Source organism: Acinetobacter sp. YH01022, assembly GCF_013420235.1.
Lineage (GTDB): Bacteria > Pseudomonadota > Gammaproteobacteria > Pseudomonadales > Moraxellaceae > Acinetobacter.
The window spans coordinates 25,374-46,251 of sequence record NZ_VOYP01000012.1; the positions used below are offsets into that span (position 1 = coordinate 25,374).

Below are 20,878 nucleotides of genomic sequence, written 5' to 3' on the forward strand. Positions count from 1 at the left end.
ATTAAGACTAGATGAGTTGATTTTATGAATCCTGACTAAAATAGTCAAGTTTTTTATTGGTCTTTAAATTATTTTGTTTTATAGGAAAATTATATGTTTAAACAATCCAGTAATTATATACTAATAACGCTACTAATAGCACGATAATTAGACTAAAAGTGACATTCACTCTTTTTTGTTTTTGTTGCATACGTCGAATGCGATTCTTATATTGTTTGACTTCTACCTCTAAGGTATTGATCTTTGAACGTTGCTGGTCAATTTTTTCTAATAGGGGAGCAATACGCTTTTTGGAAGAAATAACTTCCTGTCCATCAGCGGGTTGGCTGAGCCACTGTTTCCAGTCGGATAAAACTTTTGGAAAGCTGAACAGCAAGCTTAAATCTCGAAACTCATCTTTTAAGGTGCTGTCACCATCAATACGCATTTTTTTTATACTGCGGCGATTGGCAAAGACAAATACTTTAATTAAATCCATGAGGGTAGTGCGGATATCCAGATCGACTACTTTCTCGGGAGCTTTGCTGTCAAAGAGTATGCCTTGTTCAGTGAAAACAACATAAAAATCGAAATAAGGCAAATAGCTGTTAATTTTAATGGTGATTTTTTGGTCTATAAATTTTTTAGCCTGCAAGCCAACGACCCGATCATGTTTTAAGATGAAGGTAAAGATTGTTTCTAAGACAATCATGGTCATTGTGAGCAACAAATGCGGTTGATTCTGACCTTGTTGCGATTCACTCATAAAACTTAATCCTTACCTGAAAGGAGCATCCCATGCTCGAAAATGTATTTCAGGACTTATAACAAATATATTAATCTTGCTTTGTAGAACAGTTTAGCAAATCGATCAAGTATTTAATTTGCTATTATAGCTGTATTTTTTGAGTAATTATATTTAAGTTGTATAGAAAGTAGGCTAGGAGATGGCAGGTATGCATAAATCAAAAACAGATCAAGAGATTGATCAACTAAAAAATGAAAATCCTGATAAAACAAAGAATAAATTACGTTCAGGCCGTAAGTCGGGTCTGGATTTTCGTAAATATACTCAACAAATATGGCTTGCGGGTTTGGGTGCTTTTTCACGTGCAGAAGAGGAAGGAAACAAACTCTTTGACTCTTTAGTCAAGGTGGGGGAGGAGCTGGAATCTAAGACCACTGAAATTGCCGATCAAACCGTAGAAAAAGTCTCGGAAAAAGCCAAAGAATCGGTCAATGATACCAAAGATAAGGTTGAAAAATTGCTCGACCATAGTGTTAACCATTCTTTAAACAGAATTGGTTTGGTCACGGTAAAAGATATTCAACATTTAGAAAGTCTCATATTACAATTACATAATAAGGTCGATTGTCTTATTGAAGAAAATAAAATACTCAAGGCACAAATATTAAAAAAATGAAACTTTTTGGCTTTTTCTGCATTTTTCAACAATTTTTTTCGCAATTATTTTCTAGAAAAGCCTATTCAGAGTATTGCGTTTTGCCCCAAAGCATTGATATAAAGGTGTTATGGAATCCTTAGACCTTAAATAAACGATATTAAGAGGACGTAATCTTCATGAATAAATCAGAATTAATCGATGCAATTGCAGAGAAAGGGGGATTGTCTAAGACTGATGCAGGTAAAGCCTTAGATGCAACTATTGCTTCAATTACTGAAGCACTTAAATCTGGTGATACTGTTACACTTGTTGGTTTTGGTACATTTAACGTTAAAGAACGTGCGGCACGTACAGGTCGTAACCCGCAAACTGGTGCAGCTTTAGAAATTAAAGCAAGCAAAGTACCAAGCTTTAAAGCAGGTAAAGGTTTAAAAGATTCTGTAGCTTAATCTTTTTGAAAGCCTATCAACGCGCCCTATATGGCGCGTTTTTTATTAATAATGCCGATTTACAGTCTGAACGCATTCATTCAAAGCAGGTTTTCGGGTAAAATCGCCCACAAATAAAATATTGGAATACTTATGGAATCTTTTCGTAAAGTTATTAAAGGTTGGTTGGGCAAAGCTTTGCTCATTTTGTTTTTGACCCCTTTAGCACTTGTAGGTATTGAAGGATATTTTAGCGGTGGAAAATCTGAAGACACGGCAAAATTGGTCAATGGCCAAGAAATTTCTAAAAAAGAATTAGAATCGCTGAGCAAAACATTTAAAGAACAATACCTGGCTTATGCCAATGGCGACGAAACTTTACTGAATCAATCTTTTATCGAAAATAAGGCGATGGAGAGTCTGGTTGCTCGTACCTTATTATTACAACAAGCGGAAGAGTTGGGTATTTCTTTGAGTGATGCACAAATTGAACAAATGATTGCCCAGCAACCGAGCTTTCAGGAAAGCGGTAAGTTTTCTGAAGCCTTATATTCAAATTATTTACGTTCAGTGGGTATGACCAGTCAGGCTCTGATTGCAAACTTGCGTAAAGACCATGCCTTAAAAATGGTGACGTCAACATTTATGGATTATGCATTGGTGAGCAAGCTTGATATTCAACAAATTGCCAATTTGCAAACTGAACAACGCACCTTGCATCTTGCCAGCATTAAACTGGATGAATACAAGAAAAATATCAAAGTCACACCTCAAGATATTGCTGCTTACTACAACAAGCATCAAAATGCATTTAAGCAGGTAGCCAGTGTGGACGTTGATTATGTTGTGCTCACACCAGCCAATGTTGCACCAGCGAATACTCAAGTGACAGATGCTGAATTGCAGCAAGCTTATAGTGCATTTGTTGATGCACAAAAGAAAAATGCTCAGCCATTGGTAAAACATATTTTAATTACCGTAGATACCCGTTCAGATGCTGAAGCGAAAAAATTGGCCACTGAAGTCGCTGCGAAAATTAAAGCAGGTATGTCTTTTGCCCAAGCGGCGGCACAGTATTCAGATGATACTGAATCGAAGACCAAGGGTGGTGTGGTAGAAGCTTATGCCAAAGGTGTGTTTGGTGATGCATTCGATCTAACTGTTGCTTCTTTAAAACCAGCCCAAGTTTCAGCACCGGTTAAAACCCAGTATGGTTATCATTTAATTGAAACAGAAGCAGCCGCTTTGAAGTTACCTTCATTTGAAACTGAAAAACCACGCCTGTTAGCAGAGTTGCAAAAGAACAAAACTGCGAATTCATTTTCAGATGCTGTAAATAGCCTGAATGAGTTGGTTGTAGGTAGCGATGCGCTGGATGTGGTGGCTCAGGAAGTTAAGGGTGTGACAGTTCAATCTGTGAAAGGTATGACCCTCTCTACACAGCATCCTGTACTGAGTGATGCCAATGTCAAAGTTAAGCTGTTTAATGATGATGTGAAAAATGGTGATCGCAATGCTTCTAGCAGCATTCAAATGGCAAATGGTAATACCGTTTGGGTGAAAGTGCGTAACTATCATGCAGCTGGAGTACAGACTTTGGCTGAAGCAACGCCACGTGTAAAAGCCAAACTGATTGAACAAAAAGCAGTTGATGCAGCTAAAGCGAAAATCCAGACAGCATTGAATAACTTTAAATCGCAACCGGCTGCTAGCGCTTTGGCACAAAGTCAGATTGCTTTTGAAAGTGCCGGTGTATTTACGCGTTCACAAGGTCTAAAACGTGAGATTGAACGTGCGGCATTCAGTGTTCCTACACCGAAAGCAGGAATGTGGTCGGTCACCACAGCTGCATTGCCTAATGAATTGGTGGTAGTGGCTGTGTCAAATGTGAATAAGGCTACTTCGAATGCATTAACCAATGGACAATTGGGTGAATTGTCCAAGCTGTATCAGCAGCTTCGCGGTCAGCAGGAACTGGATGATTACACGCAATATCTAAAATCACATGCGAAGATTAAGTAATCTTAAGTGAAATAAAAAAACCTGCATGAACGCAGGTTTTTTTATGGCTGAATTTAAAGTTATTCAGCACGGATTTTTAGTTCATAGCCTGAATATTTGCGGATATTAATGACACCGGTATCCAAGATTAGATATTGTCCTTTAATGCCCAGTAATTTGCCACGAATAATCGGTGTTTTATCCAGATTGTGCGACTTGATTTTTTCAGGATATTGCTCGACTGGATAGACAAACTCGCGTGGCAGCTCATCTTCCATGACTTCAATCGTTTCATTGAACTCGAGGTTCTGATTAAATTCATCACGAATGGTCTGAATTTTCGGTGCAAATTCTTCCAGTAGCTGTTCACGTACCTCAATTAAATTGAGCGGTTCAGCTTCGCCTTTTAGCAGTTTACGCCAATCGGTTTTGTCCGCCACCTGTGTTCCAAACATAATTTCCAGTTGGCCTGAGAGACGGCGCGAACCCACTTTCATAATGGGTAATGCCTGTGTTGCCCCCTGATCCAGCCAGCGTGTTGGCATTTGTCCAAGACGGGTAATGCCGACTTTTAATGCGCTTGAATTGGCCAGATAAACAATATGGGGCTGGAAACAGACCTCTTTGGCAAAGCTGTCTTCACGGCAAGTCCCGAGGTGATAATGACAGGTTTCCGGTTTCATAATACACATGTCACAAGACGCTTTGGTTTTGAAACATTTAAAGCAATGACCCTGCGAAAAGGATTTGCTGGTTTTGCTACCACAAGATACACAATAGATATTACCGGTCCATTCAATCTCAATTTCTTGGCCTAAATTGAATGGTAGATCAACTTCTGAACGATCTAGAATAAATTTATATTCAACATTTGCCTTGTGTGTATGTTGATCAGTTACACTAAGGTCCTTAAGACCTGCATGCATTTTATGGCAAATGCCTTGTAGTTCCATACAAAATACTCTCTTCAATAATAAGGATGCAGTTATGGCTGAACAAAATGTCATCACTTCAATGCTAGACGATTTATCCAACGAACAGCCTATCCAAACTGCATTATGTATTGGTCAAAATCTTGCGCAATACGACAATAATCAATCAATTCAATGGCACTATTTTAACGTAACTGAGTTTTTAAATCTGCCTTTTACCCGGCGATATGATCTGGGTTTTGTAGTGATGGATTCACAAGAGCTGGCGGTACTTTCTGATGTGCAGAAGTCTCAGCTGTTAGTGAGATTGCGAGACCTGATGGCAAAACGAATTGTTGTGGTGAGCCGGTTGCAAGATGAAAAATTATTGCGCGCTTTGGGCTTTACCCAGCTCATTGATAAAACCCGTCATGACAGTGATTTTGCATTGTGGCAATTCAATATTTTAACGTATAAGCATGTGCCTGACTGGTTTAACTCCAAATTCTGGGCAAATCCTGAAAACTGGAATAAATTTCGCTGGTAATGTATGGACTTTGATTCTTGCAAATCTTAACAGCAGGAGGAGAGAGTTAGTCGCTATGAGCGAATTCTAATGATTTAATGTCCAATTTGACGCTAGGGTAAGCCAAGATTATTGTGAATTTTCCATGTTAAATAAATTATTGGATTTGGAAATTTTTTTAGCAATATAGTGGGACTTCTTTAGACGGATTAAAATAATCTGCGATTGGAATTCCAGTTCGCCAAATTCAGGCTCGACCTGGACATAATGTAATTGACCAAAACTGTCTCGTACCCGTGCTTGTGCGGAAAATCCCGGACGTGCATTGCCACTGGAAATGGTCGCCAAACGTCCCAGCAGACTGACCTGTTGTTTAGTAAGCGTTGGCTTGATGACCTGGTCAAGACAATGAATCATAAATACAGTGAAAAACACCGCAATGATCAGTGCCGGGATCATCAGATAATAAGCAGGCAAGAATGCCTTCTGCTGTGCAAATACACAAAGTTGCAGAAAATAGCCTGCGAAACTGAAGTTCATCAGTAAAAACACCACAATCAGTGTTTTGGAGAATTTGACATTGAGTAGAGGGGAGTCGGTAAGTTTCTTTGGATAAAGGGTTTTTAGAAACTCAGTCGGACGAATATTAAAGTAATAGCCAATGGTTTCTGCCATGCTGAGTAAAATTAAAGCCAGTAAACTTAAATGAAACGGGATTAAGTTATAGTTTTGTAGAAACTCTAGCATGGCAAATTCCATAAGTTTTATTCTTCTTTCAGGTAAATTCCACCATCAGAATGCACATTAATCTTTACTTTTTCAAGTGATTGCCCTAAGCAGGGACCAGAAATACATTCACCGGTTTCAACCAGAAACAGGGCTCCATGAGTGGAGCATTCAATATATTCCTGATCACGGTCTAAAAACTGGTTTTCCAGAAATTCCAGTTCGACCTGTAAGTGAGGGCAGAGATTCTGATAGGCATAGAATGAACCATCACGCTGGGTAATGAAAATCGTGTCACCATTTGGCGTTTCGTATGAACGTGCTTCACGTTCAGGAATCTCTTCCATCATGGCAATTTTAATCATTATGCACATTCCTTGTGGAAGTTATTTAATAATTCTGCATAACTTTCTACACTCAGGCGTGGTCCAAATTGTGAAACCACTTCACTTGAAATCAAGATTGATAATTCAGCAGCCACTTTAAGGTTTAAACCTGCATTGAGTGCATACAGAAACGCACCTGCAAAGGCATCACCGGCGCCATTGGCATCTACCGCGGTTACCTTGCGGCCGGGAACTTTCAGGATTTGCTCAGAATCGGAAATCAAAGCACCTTCAGCTGATAATGTAATGACAGTGTATTTGCTTTTTAATTGCAATTTAGCCAAAGCTGCTTCAATTGAATCAGTTTCCGTATACATTAAAGCTTCATGATAATTACAAAGCAATAAATCGACACCATCATCCAAAAGTTCATCCAGCCCTTGACGTGCATATTGCACCATTGCTGGATCAGAAAGGGTCAAAGCAATTTTTACCCCATGTGCTTTTGCAATTTCACGGGCTTGTTTAACCGCTTGTCTTGCAGTGTCGCTAGTGGATAAATAGCCTTCAATATACAGCCATTTTGCAGTTTTTAAGGGTTCAAAATTGATTTGTGCTTCACTCAGTTCAGCGGTAATACCAAGGTAAGTTTGCATGGTACGTTCAGAATCCGGACTCACCAGAACCATACATGTTCCGGTCACACCTTCACTGACGGATTGTTCTGCAGTTTGAATGCCGGCATCATTTAAGCCTTTCAGGTAAATCTGACCAAGTTCGTCGTTACCCACGCGGCAAGCATAAAAGGCTGTGCTGCCTAAAGCACTAAATGCAACGGTGGTATTTGCAGCAGATCCACCTGATGCTTGACCTTTGTATACTTGCGTTTCTTTTAAATTATTATATAAATTTGCTTGCGTTTCACCATCAGTCAACTGCATAGTGCCTTTTTGCAAATTTTGTTGAATCAGGAAATCGTCAGAGACTTTAAATTCTTGGTCGATTAATGCATTACCAATTGCAAAAAGATCAACAGTTGTCATGTCTTTCATTCACATTTAAATTAAAACGCTAAGTTTACACCAATGCTCATGATTGCTGTAGATTGATGAATAAAATTCAATATAGAGTCAATTTATTCGTTCAAAATACTATATAGGACAGAATAAGGAAGGTTAGATGAATATCACGATTGATAAAGCTGAGCAATTACCTGAACAAATCAAGGAATTAGCCAAGCAGGCACAGAAAGAAGGATTTCAGTTTGTTGATCGATTGATTGAAGAGTTCGAAAGTGGCAAGAACCGGTTTGATCAACCGGGTGAATTTCTGCTGTTGGGCTATGATGATGACAAGCTTGTGGCTTGTGGCGGTTTAAACCAGCAGTGGAATGAAAATGAAATTGATGCGCGTATTGGGCGGGTGCGTCGTTTTTATGTATTACCGAAATACCGCAAGCATGGTGTGGGCAAGCAACTGTTACAACAGCTGGAAAAAGAGGCACGTGCCAACTTTTCAGCATTGTGCCTGAATACAGATACTAAAAATGCAGCGCATTTCTATCAAAAGCAAAACTATGTGTTTGTAGAAAATCATCCTAACTATAGTTATTTCAAATATTTGATCTAGTTTTTATTTTCACTTGTGACACCGTTAAGTCCGTGTAGGTTTGATGGTGTCATAATGAAGTTATTTTTTAAATGCTATTCATTATTCAGATATCAGTCTAAATTGATAATTAAAAATTATTTCAACACAATCCCTTATTTATTGCATTCATCGCTTTGTTTTCCACTATTTTTTGAATACCTGTCTGACCCTCATCTTGAATTCACTTTTGATAAAGTTACATTAAAAAATTCCGAAATCTGATTGAAATATTCCGTGATTTAAAATGGACCAAAATGCTTGGAATTTGGTAACTGTACAAATCCAAATAGTGCAATATTCAGGTATAATCAAAACCATCTTATAAATATTTAAATGTTGGAGATCACATGACTGTAGATGTCACTGAAACCATTTCTCAAACTGTTCATCCTGCGTTTCAGTTGATACGTCAACACCATGTTGAAGCCCTAGATATTCGGGTGTCTGAATATAAGCATAAAGCCACTGGTGCTATACATTATCATCTGGCCAGTGATCTGGATGAAAATGTCTTTCTTGTTGCGTTTCGTACCCAGCCCATGGATTCAAAAGGTGAGGCGCATATTTTAGAACATACTGCGCTTTGTGGTTCGGAAAAATTTCCGGTCCGTGACCCATTCTTTCTGATGATTCGTCGTTCGCTCAATACCTTTATGAATGCGTTTACTTCAGCAGACTGGACCGCCTATCCTTTTGCCACGCAAAATAAAAAAGACTTCCAGAACCTGCTGGAAGTGTATCTGGATGCTGCTTTTGCTGCCAATTTAAACGAACTTGATTTTGCTCAGGAAGGTATTCGCATTGAGCTGGAAAATGGCGAACCGGTTTATAAAGGCGTGGTCTTTAATGAAATGAAAGGGGCAATGAGTTCTCCTTCAGATCAGCTTTATCATCAATTGGCGCATCATTTATTCCCGCATACTACCTATCATTACAATTCCGGTGGCGATCCTAAAAATATTCCGGATTTAACTTACCCTGAGTTGGTTGATTTCTATAAGTCACATTACCATCCAAGTAATGCGGTATTTATGACTTTTGGCAATGAATCGGCTTATTACTTGCAGGAACAATTTGAAACTTTAGCCTTGTCTAAATTTGAAAAAGGTCAAACCTTACATTCAACACCCGAAACCCGTTTAACTGCACCGCTTGAAGTCACAGAAAGTTATGCTGTAGATGCAGAAGACCTGAAGGATAAAACCTATCACGTGATTTCATGGCTGTTGCCGCAAGCCAGTGATATTAAATTACGCTTGGGGATGCGTCTGGTTGAAGGTATTTTGCTGGAAGATTCAGCTTCGCCATTACGTCATTATCTGGAAACCTGTGGTTATGCCCAGTCTACCGGTCCAATTATGGGTGTGGATGATTCCAACTTTGAAATGACCTTCTTTTGTGGCGTACAGGGTTCAAATCCTGAACATGCCCAGGAATTTAAAGACGGTGTGTTTAAGGTTCTTGAAGAAGTTGCTTCGAAACCGGTTGATGCCGAAATGGTGGATGCGATTTTGCATCAAATCGAATTACATCAGCGTGAAATCAATGGCGATGGCATGCCTTACGGTTTAAGCCTGATTTTAAACGGTTTAAGCAGCGTCATTCATCACAGCGATCCGATTCAGGTCTGGGATGTAGACACGGCGATTGAACAGGTCAAAAAAGAACTTAAAGACCCAATGTGGTTGTCCAACCTGATTAAAGAATATCTGCTGGATAATCCGCATCGTGTACAGATGACTTTGCTGCCGGATGCAACCAAGTCGGCAAGAGAAGCTGAAGCGGAAAAAGCGCGTCTGGCTGAAATTGGTGCCCAACTGACGGATGAGCAAAAAGCAGAAATTCTCAAGCAAACCGAAGCATTAAAAGTCCGTCAGGATACGCCGGATGATTTGAACCTATTACCGAAAGTCGGTCTGGAAGACGTTCCTGCGGACTTGCACATCGTACAAGGTCAATTGCGTGAAATTATCAGCAATAATTTAGACACGCCTTTGAATCTGTATCATGCCGGAACCAATGGCATTTACTATCAACAGGTGTTGGTAAAAATTCCAGATCAGGTGGTTCAGTCGCCATATTTCAATTTACTTTCAATTTTGCTGGGTGAAGTCGGTGCGGGTGAATACGACTATCTGGAACTGCAACAACTGCAAACTGCAGTGAGTGGTGGCGTGGGGATGGGGGCATCTCTACGTTCAAAATATGATGATAAAAACAAGATTAGCGCATGGCTTACGTTGACTACCAAATCGCTGGTGAATAATTTTGAAGCTATCCGCCTGTTGAAACTGGCATTTGAACAACTACGTTTTGATGAAAAAGACCGTATTATTGAATTATTGCAACAGCGTAAAACCCGTTGGAATTCACGTATTTCCGGTTCGGGTCATAGTTATGCCATGCAAATTGCCGGACGTAACCACAGTGCTTTAGCACAACGTGACTATCAAAATACCGGTCTGGGTGCGCTGAACTGGTTAGGTGATTTGGTAAGTAAAATTGAAAGCGATGAAGCTGCTTATGATGCATTAATTGCAGAATTAAAAGCCATTCATCGTTTACTTTTACAGGCACCAAAACAATTCTTGTTGGTGTGTGAAGAACATCAGTCCGATCGTTTGATTGAAGAAGTGCAAGACGTTTGGGACAAGTTAGCTGTTGATAAAACTCCGGTAGAATTAACTCAAATCATCACAGAAAATAGCAATCATGACGAAGCCTGGCTGATTCAAGCCAATGTTCAATTCTGTGCTGCTGCTTATGCTGCAGTAGAGGTTTCTCATCCAGATGCTGCACCTCTCATGGTATTGGCTGCTTATTTGCGTAATGGCTTCTTGCACAGTGCGATTCGTGAAAAAGGCGGGGCGTACGGCGGTGGAGCAAGCTACGATGGTAATGCCTGTTCGTTCCGTTTTTATAGCTATCGTGATCCACGTTTGGCAGAAACTTTTAAAGATTTTGATGCCAGTATTAACTGGTTGCTGAATAGTGAACACAAACCGCATCAACTTGAAGAAGCAATCTTGGGCTTAATTGCAAGCATGGATAAACCGGGTTCTCCTGCCGGGGAAGCCATTACTGCCTGCTATGCATTATTGCATGCACGTACACCTGCAGTGCGCAAGCAATTACGTGCACGTTTACTTGCTGTAACTCTTGATGATTTAAAACGGGTTGCAGAACAATATTTGGTTCAGCAAAAACCGGTGAAGGCTGTGGTTGCACCCGTAGCTAAGCGTGAAGCGCTGCTTGAACTTGGTTTTGATATTAAGCAAGTGAACTAAAGATATCATTTGAGGTAAAACCCTATGGCGTTCAAAACGCTTGAACGCACTACATTGCAACTGAGCATGATCATGCTCAGTTCTTTGTATGCGGCGAGTATTCATGCACAAAAACCAGAATCTCTCATTACACCCGCAAGTCCGGAAGCATGCGTGGCATTAGAGTCCAATGCGGATCGTCTGGCCTGTTATGACACTTTGTTCAAGGTGCCTGAAACAGAAAAAACGGCACTGGTGTCTGAACGTCAGGCAGCCAATCAAATTGCACCTGCACCGACTGAGCCAGAAACGATCAAAGAAAAAATCAGTCATGGGATGAGTAATGTCTTTGCAGTTGAGGGGCCAAAAATTGATCCCAATACGTCTTTGCTGGACAAGCGTTGGGAGCTGTCTTCTGAAAGTAAACTTGGAACCTGGAATATTCGTGCGCACCAACCGGTTTATCTGCTTCCAGGATTCTGGACTTCGGATAAAAACGAACGTCCTTTCAGTCCGAATGAAAATAACACGGTACAGGTGGGTGATGAGCAAAACCTGAAATCGATGGAAGCGAAATTCCAGTTGTCTTTAAAAACCAAAGCAGTTGAAAACCTGTTTGGTGATAATGGAGATATCTGGCTGGGTTATACCCAGTCATCACACTGGCAGGTTTATAATGCAGATGCCTCGCGTCCTTTTCGTGAAACCAACTATGAACCTGAAGCCAGTCTGGTATTTCGGACCAATTATGAAATTTTGGGCTTAAATGCACGTTTACTAGGCGTGACCTTTAACCATCAGTCCAATGGCCGTGCCGATCCTTTATCGCGTAGTTGGAACCGTATTATTTTTAATGTCGGTTTAGAACGCGACAACTTTGCATTGATGCTACGTCCTTGGTATCGCATTGAAGAAGATGCAAAAGATGATAACAACCCGGATATTAAAAACTATATTGGTCGTGGTGATTTAACTGCATTCTACCGCAAGAATGATCATGAATTTTCCCTGATGCTGCGTCACTCGCTAAAAGGTGGCGATGATGCGCATGGGGCTATGCAGTTTGATTGGGCATTCCCGATTAGCGGTAAATTGCGTGGTCATTTTCAATTGTTTGATGGCTATGGTGAAAGCCTGATTGATTATAACCATCGGGCCACTTATGTCGGTTTAGGTGTATCCTTAATGAATTGGTATTAAAATTTATCCATGAATGATAAAAAACCACTCTGTATGAGTGGTTTTTTATTGAATCGGGTTTAACCAATTTGAATATCTGCCGGTGGATGTTTTAAACGGCTTTTTTTCGGAGTGGCAATCAGGTAGGCCAGAGTCAGTGGCCCCAAACGACCCGCAAACATCAGTAAGATTAATGCAAACAGACTTGCAGGCTGTAATTCACTGGTAATGCCACGTGATAATCCTACCGTACAGGTGGCAGAAACTGCTTCGAAGAGTAAATCCAGGAAGTTTTTGCTGGGCTCCAGAATAAGAAGCGTAAATAATCCTAAAAATATCAGTATGGCGGTAATGGAAACCACGGCTAAGGCTTTAAATGAGGTGGTTTTAGAAACTGAGTGATTGAATACGGTTAATTCTTCCGAGCGTCGTAAAAAAGTGATCACACTTAAGACCACAATAATAAAAGTACCCACCTTGATACCGCCAGCCGTACTGAGTGAACCGCCACCAATAAACATCAGGATCATGGTGACTAAGGTGGAAGCATCGGTCATGTTTGCCATCTCCAGGCTGTTAAAACCGGATGAGCGCGGAACTGTGGCATGGAACCAGGCATTTAGGGCTTGATCACCCAGGCTCATATTCGCCAGGGTTAGGGGATTGTTGGCTTCCAGTGCCCAAATTACGATAAAGGCAAACAGGTTTAAACCTGCAATGGTAGAGAGTATTAATTTGCTATTGGCACTTAATTTTTTCCAGCGACGAGTGCGCTGGATATCCATCAGCACGACAAAGCCAATTCCACCAATAATATAGAGCATACTAATGGTAAAAGTAATAAAGTAATGGTCTGCAAAACTCATCAAACTATTGGGAAATAGGGAAAAACCGCCGTTATTAAAAGCCGAAACACTATAAAAAGCCGCGTAAAAAAAGGCGCGGGAAAAATCGTATTCTGGCATCCAGGCAATAGTTAAAATCAATGTACCAATCGCTTCAAAAAACAGGGAATATAACAGCACCCCTTTAATGGTGAATGACACTTTAGCCAGGCTGGTTTGACCAATGGTTTCCTGCGCCATCATTTGCTGTTTGAGCCTGATATTGGAAGAAAGGCTCAGTGCAGCCAGTATGGCAAAGGTCATAAAACCCAGGCCGCCGCTTTGCAATAACAGCATAATGACGACCTTGCCAAAGGTGGTATAGGCGTCTCCGACATTGACTACAGACAGCCCGGTAATGGTCACGGCAGACGTTGAAGTAAACAGGGCATTGAGCCAGCTTAATTCACCATGATGTGAAATCGGGAGTTTGAGCAATAAAGTTCCGACAACGATAAAGCTCAAGAAACCCAGTGCCAGTAAACTGGGTGGGCTTAGATTGACCGTATTGGGATTTTTGTTTTGCGCTTGATTCATATTTTATTTAAACCGGGCAGATAGTTTTCTTAATGGTTCAATTTCGCCTTCCACGACTAAGATATCACCTTCTTGCATAATTAAATTAGGATCAATGTTATATGAAACCTCTTTGCCGCGTTTGTGCAGAATCGTTTTAATTTCAGGAACATGACTCATAAGCTGATGAAAACGTTCGCCCTGCTGACTCTTTTTAATTTCAATTTTAACGATGAAATGATTGTCTTCTAAACCCATATAACGACTGACCATCGGGTAGCTTAATGACTGGGCAACCCGGTTACCCATATCTTCTTCAGGATGAATGATTTTATTCACGCCAAGATGGGTCAAAATCATGTGATGGGCTTGTGATTTGGCCTTAGCCCAAATTTTTTTAATCCCCATATTTTTTAGATGCAAAACACATAAGATGCTGGCTTCTATATCTTCGCCAATAGCCACCACCACGGCTTCACAGTTTTGAATATTCAGTTCTTTGAGTACATGTTCATCTGTGGCATCGGCAATGACTGCATGAGTCAGCTGATCAGAAAAGGTTTCTACATATTTTTTATTGCTGTCTATACCAATCACATCATGGTTTAACATGGCTAATTTGGTTGCGACGGTTGCACCAAAACTACCCAAACCAATCACTGCAAACTGTGCCATGTGTTTTTAATCCTAATTCGTTTTCAATTTTTACATCATATTTCAACGACTATGATGCCACTAAATTTTAGAGTTTGCGTGTTAAACTTTAGCTTAAGTATTGAATAACGTCATTCAACTGAATTCTAAACAGGGAATGATTAGCTCAAGATTATAAAACAGCCCATGTGCAGCTTTTGATTGATGTGATTTGTCTAACTATTTTTTTAATAACGAGAGTTAAATGCAAAAAAATAGCCTGTATTCATACAGGCTATTTCAAGTCATGCTAAAAAATTATTTCAAGAATCGTTGATAACCCAAATTGTTGGTAATTTCAGCATATGGATAAGTGATATTTTCCAATGTTTCAATTAAACCATCTGGATTTTGTTTCGCGTCGCTTGCTTCTAAGCCAACCAGTACACGACCTTCCGCCGCGCCGTGGTTGCGGTAGTGGAACAGGGTAATGTTGTGGGTAGGTCCTAAACGTTCCAGGAAAGTCAGTAATGCACCTGGACGTTCCGGGAACTCGACACGGAACAGACGTTCATTTTCAATGTCTGCGTGACCACCGACCAAATAACGAATATGCAGTTTTGCAACTTCATCATCAGACAAATCATCAACATCATATTGCGTCGTCAAGGTGTCATAAATGTCGTGACGTTCTTTTTCGCCACCTTTCAAGCTAATGCCGACAAATACTTGAGCAGCACTAGAAGAGCTGGCACGGTAGTTGAATTCCGTAATATTACGGCCTTGCAGGGCACGGCAGAAATTCAGGAATGAACCTTTTTCTTCTGGAATGGTCACGGCAAAAATGGCTTCTTTCCGTTCACCGAGCTCTGTACGTTCGGCAATATAGCGCAGACGGTCGAAGTTCATGTTGGCACCACAAACAATCGACACCATATTTTTATTTTCCAGACCATGTTCTGCCACATATTTCTTGATCCCGGCAAGTGCCATGGCACCGGAAGGTTCTACAATGCTGCGACATTCGTCATAGGTATCTTTAATTGCTGCACAGATCTCGTCTGTGTTCACCAGTACAACATCCGGTTCAACAATTGAACCCGAGTTGTCTGATTTTTGCAGGCGAATCACATCAAACGGTTTTTCACCAATTTGTGCAACCGCAGTACCGTCAGCAAATAAGCCTACAGAGGGTAGAATTACACGTTCATTGGCTTCAAAAGCCGCTTTTAAACATGCAGATTCATCATATTCCACCGGAATGACTTTGACATGCGGTGCAACATCGCCAAGGTAAGCGGCAACACCGGCAATTAAACCGCCACCGCCAACAGCAACAAATACATATTCCACATCACGCCATTGACGTAAAATTTCATTGGCAATAGTACCTTGACCGGCCATCACCAGTTCATCATCATAAGGCGGAATAAAGGTCATACCATCTTCGGTAGCACGTTGAATGGCATATTTGTTGGCAACATCGAAAGAATCGCCATGCAAGACTACCTCTCCACCCAAACGTTTTACTGCCTGAACTTTAATGTCAGGCGTGGTTTTCGGCATGACAATAATGGCGCGAATTCCCAGTTTTTTACCAGATAGGGCCACACCTTGTGCATGGTTACCTGCTGAAGCCGTAATAACGCCACGTTCCAACTGAGATTTCGGTAATTGACTAATACGGTTATAGGCACCGCGTAGTTTAAAGGAAAAGACAGGTTGTAAATCTTCGCGTTTAAAGCGAATGTTGTTGTTTAGCTTTTCACTAATTCGTGGCGCTGCTTCGAGTGGAGTTTCGATTGCAACGTCATACACCGTTGCTTGTAATATTTGTCGAACCAAACGAGACAGCATGTTAATTTTCCATCTAACAGTTTAAAATAGGTCTTTATTGTAACAAACCCCCGTACATTTGGGCTGTTAAATCAGCAACAAATGTCAAAAAATAGTTGAGCCAAGTTATGAGTCTGTATGCTACCCAAGATGAAAAGAAACAAGCTGCCGCAAAAGCTGCTTTAAAGCACTTGCCTAAAGGCGGGATTTTGGGTGTAGGTACAGGAAGTACTGTGAACTTCCTCATTGAATTATTGCCAGAATTGCAACTGGAAGCTGCGGTTGCCAGCTCTGAAGCAACAGCACAGCGCCTTAAAAAATTAGGTATTGAAGTGGTCGATATGAACTCTGTAGGCGGCTTGGATGCTTATGTCGATGGCGCGGACGAAATTGACCGTCATATGCATATGATCAAAGGCGGCGGTGCTGCATTGACTCGTGAAAAAATCGTGGCATCGATTGCAAAGAAATTTGTCTGTATCGTGGATGATTCGAAATGGGTAGAGCAATTGGGTCGTGATTTCCCGCTGCCTGTAGAAGTTATTCCAATGGCGCGTTCTGCGGTAGCACGTAAAATTGTAAGCTTGGGTGGCGATCCGGTTTATCGTGAAGGTGTAGTGACAGATAACGGCAATGTGATTTTAGATGTGCATAATTTGAATATCTTAAATGCGTTGGAACTTGAAAAAACCATTAACAACATTCCGGGTGTGGTGTGTAATGGTATTTTTGCTTTGAATAAAGCGGATATTGCTGTAGTTGCAACAGACAACGGTATTGAAGAGCGTACTGCGGTTTAATTAAACTTTCTAGAAAAATCCCTCTAAATCTCCATTTCTTAAAGGGAAACTTTAAAGCCCCTCTTTGTAAAAGAGGGGGTTTGGGGAGATTTTAAAAGAACAAAATGACCCTAAACGACCTACCTGAAATCCAGATTGTCCGTCATTCGCGAGCGAAGAATTTACGCTTACGTGTTGAACCGACTCAGATCCGTTTAACTGCGCCGGTACTTTGCAGCAAACGACAAATTCAAAATTTTATAGATCAGTCTGAGCAATGGCTCATTCAAACTTGGCAGAAACAGCAAGAAAAAATTGTTCAAATAGACAAAACTTTACCGAATGAATTACAGCTGTTTAATTTAGATCAGCCTTTACAGATCATTTATCAAAGCCAAAAGCATGGTTTTATTTTTGATGATGAAAATTTAAAACTTTTGATCAGTGATCGTCAGCCTGAACAATATTTAAAAGCGTTTGTAATCGCCTATGCAAAGCAGCATCTTCCGCTTTATTTGGGGGGTGTGAGCCAAGAAAGTAATTTGAGTTTTGGCAAATGTGCGATTCGGCAGCCTAAAACACGATGGGGAAGTTGTACATCGAAACATGACATTATGTTGAATAGTGCTCTGGTATTGTTTCCTAAAAATATCGTACGTTATGTTTGTGTGCATGAGTTGGCGCATACCCAGCATTTTGATCATAGTCCAAGATTTTGGGCGAAAGTTGCAAAGCATGATGCCAATTATCAGCAGCATCGCAAAATTTTAAAAACTAATCCAATGCTGTATTGGTGGTGCAATTAAACTAATTGGGTTGATATACAGCATCACTTAAACATTACTCGGGTCATATTTTTAAGACTGTTTTAAATAGATGATTTTGAATTTCTAAACTGCTGTGAGCTGTGAATAGCGGAATAGAGAAGAGTCTTTGAGAATTCATTTCAACATTTAGATAAAATTGAAGTTAAATATTTTTTATCATTCTTACTCGGAAAATAGCCTAAGCGAATTAAATATTTCATATCTGTAAATTCAGTTAAAATAAACTATAAAAATTAGAATTTTGCTTAAACTAAATTGGAATAAATTTGCGCTAAGTTTGCTGATTTTGTATGTGTACTCCAGCATTATTCCTCTATTATTTAATTTTTATGCTGAGCATTCTCTACCCCATTTTATTGGATCGTTTTATTTGTTATTGCACTGTTTTGGAGTATGGAAGAACCAGTTTCAAAATTCTAGCGACTACAGGAGTAATACTTGGGGTGACTGGGCTATCTACTATTAGAGATGTGATTGTATTCTTTGCTTTTCCGGGATTTTTATTTGCTGTCTACCTGTGTTGCCGAAGCTGGAAAGAGCTAAGTTCACAAACTGGAAACAGGACTGAGGAGCTAATCCAAAATTTATAAAAAAACATCAATCCTTTGAGAAATGGTTTAGAAAACCAAAACTTCCTGTCATACTACGCAGTTACGAAATGGACACTTTAGATTTGAGGTAGTGATCGTGATTACTGTTGGTATTGTCGGTGGTACAGGTTATACAGGCGTTGAATTGTTGCGTCTTTTACTACGACACCCAAATGTACAGGTTAATGTACTGACATCACGTACCGAAAAAGGTCGCCGTGTCGATGACATGTTCCCAAGCTTGCGCGGTCATACCGATCTTGAATATTCAGATTTAAACATTGATGAACTGAAAAAATGCGATGTGGTTTTCTTTGCAACCCCTCATGGTGTAGCAATGAAACATGCAGCAGAACTTGTTGCAGCAAATACTAAAGTCATCGACTTGGCGGCGGATTTCCGTTTGCAAGACTTGGAACAATTTGAAAAATGGTATGGTCTTGAACATGCCTGCCCAGATATTTTAAAAGATTCAGTTTACGGTTTGTCCGAACTGAATCGTGACAAAATTAAACAAGCCAATGTAGTGGGTAACCCTGGGTGTTATCCAACTACAGTTCAGTTAGGCTTGGCACCATTATTTAAACAAACTGAAGCATTGGTGAAACCGGAAAGTATTATTATTGATGCAAAATCCGGCGTATCTGGTGCAGGGCGTAAAGCCAGCCTAGGTATGATTTATTCTGAAAATGCCGATAACTTTAAGGCTTATGGCGTTGCAGGTCATCGTCATCATCCTGAAATTGTGGAAGCATTGGAAAATATTTCCGGTCTTAAAGATGTATTTAATCACATTTTATTTGTACCGCATTTAGTTCCTATGATCCGCGGTATGCTGAGTACCATGTATGTGGACTTAACTGATGCAGGTGATGCTACCGATTTGCAAAGCTTGTATGAACAATTCTATGCCAATGAACAGTTTGTAGATGTAATGCCACCTAACAGCTCACCTGAAACACGTTCGGTACGCGGTGCCAACCAGCTTCGAATTGCCTTGTATAAACCACAGCCTAAAAAACTGGTTGTGCTCTCTGTACAAGACAATTTGGTGAAAGGTGCGGCAGGACAGGCGGTACAAAATATGAACCTGATGTTTGGCTTTGCTGAGAATGCAGGTCTTGCAGGTATTGGCTTATTACCATAAAAAACGTTTTTCGACTTCACACACATTTGGATTTGGATTTAAATGTGTGTTTTGAATGAATCAAAATAAGAGATGACGATGCCGAATTCTGACTCAAATACTCCGTCACAACTGAATTTCCTCAGTAAAAAACCTTTTCTAAAGGGTAATTTACCGCTGGCAATTGGTGCGGCCATTCTTGTTCTGGGAAGTGGTTTGCTGGGCTATTCAGTTGGGCATCGGCAAGGTTTGACTGTGGTTGGCTATGAGGCGGATGCCGAACAGCTGGTCGAAGTAGTGCAAAAGCAAAAAGCCAGCCTGGAAATGCTGAATAAAAATTTGAATCTGGCAGTACAGGAGCGTGATGTTGCGGTCAGTAATTCAAATGATTTGTTTACTGCTTTGAATCAGGCACGTGAAGATAAAAGTCAGGCTGAAGGTTTGAGTGCAATTTACCGTGAAGTGTTGCGTCAGCGTGGTGGTTTAAGCCTGACCATACAAAATATCGGCATTAAACCCTTACCAGAAAATGCCTATGAATATCAACTTGATCTGGTTCAAATCAGTCCGAATAGACGGGGTGTTTCAGGAACTGTGGAGTTGCGTTTAATTCAGGGTACTGAAGTTTTGGTGGTTCCTATGGAAGACAAAAACTTTAACTTTGAAGATTATGAACGTTTAACCGGACGCTGGACCATGCCTAACGGCTTTACACCACAATTCATTGAGGTTCGTTTAACCGGAGCAACAAGTACACCGTTAATTAAGCGCTTTAGTTGGGGACGTGGTAAACCTATAGAGAGTCAATCGGCATTTATTTCTGAAATTCCTCAAGCAGAAGCAAATGCACAATAAATGTGAATTAAAAATCCTATGCGAATGAATAAGCGTCATTATTGTTTAAACACCATCAAAAATTCTTTTCATCAATCGGGATATGTCGACTGGCATATTAGTCCACGCTTAAGTAATGACTCGCAGGATGACGCTGAAGGGGATGTTGCAGTACAAACGGCTCCCCCTGAATTAAAGCGTCCCCCCTTATATGCTGTTGTTTTGATGAATGACGATTACACCCCTATGGATTTTGTAATTGAAATTTTACAACAATACTTTGCTTTGAATCTTGACCAAGCGACCCAAGTAATGCTAACTGTACATTATGAAGGGAAAGGTGTTGCAGGCGTTTATCCACGAGACATTGCGGAAACGAAAGCGAACCAAGTCAATAATTATGCTCGGTCTCAAGGTCATCCATTACTTTGTCAGATTGAGCCAAAAGATTAAGG

At 40.4% G+C, this 20,878-nt stretch carries 20 protein-coding genes; 12 read left to right on the plus strand and 8 right to left on the minus strand.

Annotated features, from left to right (window positions below; all coding sequences use genetic code 11):
- Nucleotides 1-97: 97 nt before the first annotated feature.
- Entirely contained in the window at nucleotides 98-745 is a 648-nt protein-coding gene (locus FTT87_RS06060) for a hypothetical protein (protein WP_180043335.1), read from the minus strand.
- A 190-nt stretch (nucleotides 746-935) separates the two neighbouring features.
- Here FTT87_RS06060 and FTT87_RS06065 point away from each other — a divergent pair, with 190 nt between their 5' ends.
- From FTT87_RS06065 to FTT87_RS06075, 3 genes are all read left to right on the plus strand, one after another.
- The gene (locus FTT87_RS06065; protein ID WP_180043333.1) at nucleotides 936-1,403 is read left to right on the plus strand and encodes a phasin family protein; all 468 of its coding nucleotides are present in this window, start codon (nucleotides 936-938) and stop codon (nucleotides 1,401-1,403) included.
- Between the two features lie 158 nt (nucleotides 1,404-1,561).
- Entirely contained in the window at nucleotides 1,562-1,834 is a 273-nt protein-coding gene (locus FTT87_RS06070; RefSeq protein ID WP_004651791.1) for an HU family DNA-binding protein, read from the plus strand.
- A 132-nt stretch (nucleotides 1,835-1,966) separates the two neighbouring features.
- Nucleotides 1,967-3,835 carry a SurA N-terminal domain-containing protein gene (locus FTT87_RS06075; RefSeq protein ID WP_180043331.1) on the plus strand — a complete coding sequence of 623 codons (1,869 nt, stop codon included), beginning with the start codon at nucleotides 1,967-1,969 and terminating at the stop codon, nucleotides 3,833-3,835.
- 59 nt (nucleotides 3,836-3,894) lie between these two features.
- Here FTT87_RS06075 and FTT87_RS06080 read toward each other — a convergent pair whose 3' ends face one another.
- Nucleotides 3,895-4,767 carry a DUF2797 domain-containing protein gene (locus FTT87_RS06080; RefSeq protein ID WP_180043329.1) on the minus strand — a complete coding sequence of 291 codons (873 nt, stop codon included), beginning with the start codon at nucleotides 4,765-4,767 and terminating at the stop codon, nucleotides 3,895-3,897.
- 34 nt (nucleotides 4,768-4,801) lie between these two features.
- Here FTT87_RS06080 and FTT87_RS06085 point away from each other — a divergent pair, with 34 nt between their 5' ends.
- Nucleotides 4,802-5,272: a DUF6231 family protein gene (locus tag FTT87_RS06085; RefSeq protein ID WP_180043327.1), complete on the plus strand. Its 471-nt coding sequence runs from the start codon at nucleotides 4,802-4,804 to the stop codon at nucleotides 5,270-5,272.
- A gap of 108 nt (nucleotides 5,273-5,380) precedes the next feature.
- On the opposite strand, the gene FTT87_RS06090 is transcribed toward FTT87_RS06085, so the two are convergent.
- From FTT87_RS06090 to FTT87_RS06100, 3 genes are read right to left on the minus strand one after another with little or no spacing between them, the layout of a single operon-like run.
- Nucleotides 5,381-5,998, minus strand: coding sequence for an OB-fold-containig protein (locus FTT87_RS06090; protein ID WP_180081609.1), 618 nt, complete (start codon nucleotides 5,996-5,998; stop codon nucleotides 5,381-5,383).
- A gap of 17 nt (nucleotides 5,999-6,015) precedes the next feature.
- Complete coding sequence (locus FTT87_RS06095) at nucleotides 6,016-6,327, minus strand: Rieske (2Fe-2S) protein (RefSeq protein ID WP_171521995.1); 312 nt, start codon at nucleotides 6,325-6,327, stop codon at nucleotides 6,016-6,018.
- A gap of 14 nt (nucleotides 6,328-6,341) precedes the next feature.
- A complete protein-coding gene (locus FTT87_RS06100; RefSeq protein ID WP_180043323.1) occupies nucleotides 6,342-7,346 on the minus strand; it encodes an adenosine kinase in 1,005 nt (334 codons plus the stop codon).
- Between the two features lie 136 nt (nucleotides 7,347-7,482).
- On the opposite strand from FTT87_RS06100, the gene FTT87_RS06105 reads away from it, so the two are divergent.
- The 3 genes from FTT87_RS06105 to FTT87_RS06115 all read left to right on the plus strand — a co-directional run bounded on the left by FTT87_RS06105 (nucleotide 7,483) and on the right by FTT87_RS06115 (nucleotide 12,419).
- The gene (locus tag FTT87_RS06105) at nucleotides 7,483-7,932 is read left to right on the plus strand and encodes a GNAT family N-acetyltransferase (RefSeq protein WP_086196340.1); all 450 of its coding nucleotides are present in this window, start codon (nucleotides 7,483-7,485) and stop codon (nucleotides 7,930-7,932) included.
- A 368-nt stretch (nucleotides 7,933-8,300) separates the two neighbouring features.
- Nucleotides 8,301-11,240: an insulinase family protein gene (locus FTT87_RS06110; RefSeq protein ID WP_180043321.1), complete on the plus strand. Its 2,940-nt coding sequence runs from the start codon at nucleotides 8,301-8,303 to the stop codon at nucleotides 11,238-11,240.
- A gap of 24 nt (nucleotides 11,241-11,264) precedes the next feature.
- A complete protein-coding gene (locus FTT87_RS06115) occupies nucleotides 11,265-12,419 on the plus strand; it encodes a phospholipase A (RefSeq protein WP_180043319.1) in 1,155 nt (384 codons plus the stop codon).
- A gap of 59 nt (nucleotides 12,420-12,478) precedes the next feature.
- Here the strand turns inward: FTT87_RS06115 and FTT87_RS06120 are convergent, their stop codons facing one another.
- The 3 genes from FTT87_RS06120 to ilvA all read right to left on the minus strand — a co-directional run bounded on the left by FTT87_RS06120 (nucleotide 12,479) and on the right by ilvA (nucleotide 16,288).
- Nucleotides 12,479-13,819: a TrkH family potassium uptake protein gene (locus FTT87_RS06120; RefSeq protein WP_180043410.1), complete on the minus strand. Its 1,341-nt coding sequence runs from the start codon at nucleotides 13,817-13,819 to the stop codon at nucleotides 12,479-12,481.
- Nucleotides 13,820-13,822: 3 nt separating this feature from the next.
- Nucleotides 13,823-14,473 carry a TrkA family potassium uptake protein gene (locus FTT87_RS06125; protein ID WP_086196336.1) on the minus strand — a complete coding sequence of 217 codons (651 nt, stop codon included), beginning with the start codon at nucleotides 14,471-14,473 and terminating at the stop codon, nucleotides 13,823-13,825.
- A gap of 276 nt (nucleotides 14,474-14,749) precedes the next feature.
- Nucleotides 14,750-16,288 carry a threonine ammonia-lyase, biosynthetic gene (gene ilvA / locus FTT87_RS06130; RefSeq protein ID WP_180043412.1) on the minus strand — a complete coding sequence of 513 codons (1,539 nt, stop codon included), beginning with the start codon at nucleotides 16,286-16,288 and terminating at the stop codon, nucleotides 14,750-14,752.
- Between the two features lie 107 nt (nucleotides 16,289-16,395).
- Between ilvA and rpiA the strand changes: the two genes are divergently transcribed.
- The 5 genes from rpiA to clpS all read left to right on the plus strand — a co-directional run bounded on the left by rpiA (nucleotide 16,396) and on the right by clpS (nucleotide 20,876).
- Entirely contained in the window at nucleotides 16,396-17,067 is a 672-nt protein-coding gene (gene rpiA, locus FTT87_RS06135; RefSeq protein ID WP_166168347.1) for a ribose-5-phosphate isomerase RpiA, read from the plus strand.
- Nucleotides 17,068-17,171: 104 nt separating this feature from the next.
- The gene (locus FTT87_RS06140) at nucleotides 17,172-17,852 is read left to right on the plus strand and encodes a M48 family metallopeptidase (protein WP_180043414.1); all 681 of its coding nucleotides are present in this window, start codon (nucleotides 17,172-17,174) and stop codon (nucleotides 17,850-17,852) included.
- Nucleotides 17,853-18,554: 702 nt separating this feature from the next.
- Nucleotides 18,555-19,610: an N-acetyl-gamma-glutamyl-phosphate reductase gene (gene argC / locus FTT87_RS06145; protein ID WP_180081603.1), complete on the plus strand. Its 1,056-nt coding sequence runs from the start codon at nucleotides 18,555-18,557 to the stop codon at nucleotides 19,608-19,610.
- Nucleotides 19,611-19,688: 78 nt separating this feature from the next.
- Nucleotides 19,689-20,444 (plus strand): DUF6776 family protein, encoded by a 756-nt coding sequence (locus FTT87_RS06150; protein ID WP_086196331.1) that lies wholly within the window; start codon nucleotides 19,689-19,691, stop codon nucleotides 20,442-20,444.
- An 18-nt stretch (nucleotides 20,445-20,462) separates the two neighbouring features.
- On the plus strand, nucleotides 20,463-20,876 hold the full coding sequence (gene clpS, locus FTT87_RS06155) for an ATP-dependent Clp protease adapter ClpS (RefSeq protein WP_180043417.1): 414 nt from the start codon (nucleotides 20,463-20,465) through the stop codon (nucleotides 20,874-20,876).
- Nucleotides 20,877-20,878 lie beyond the last annotated feature (2 nt).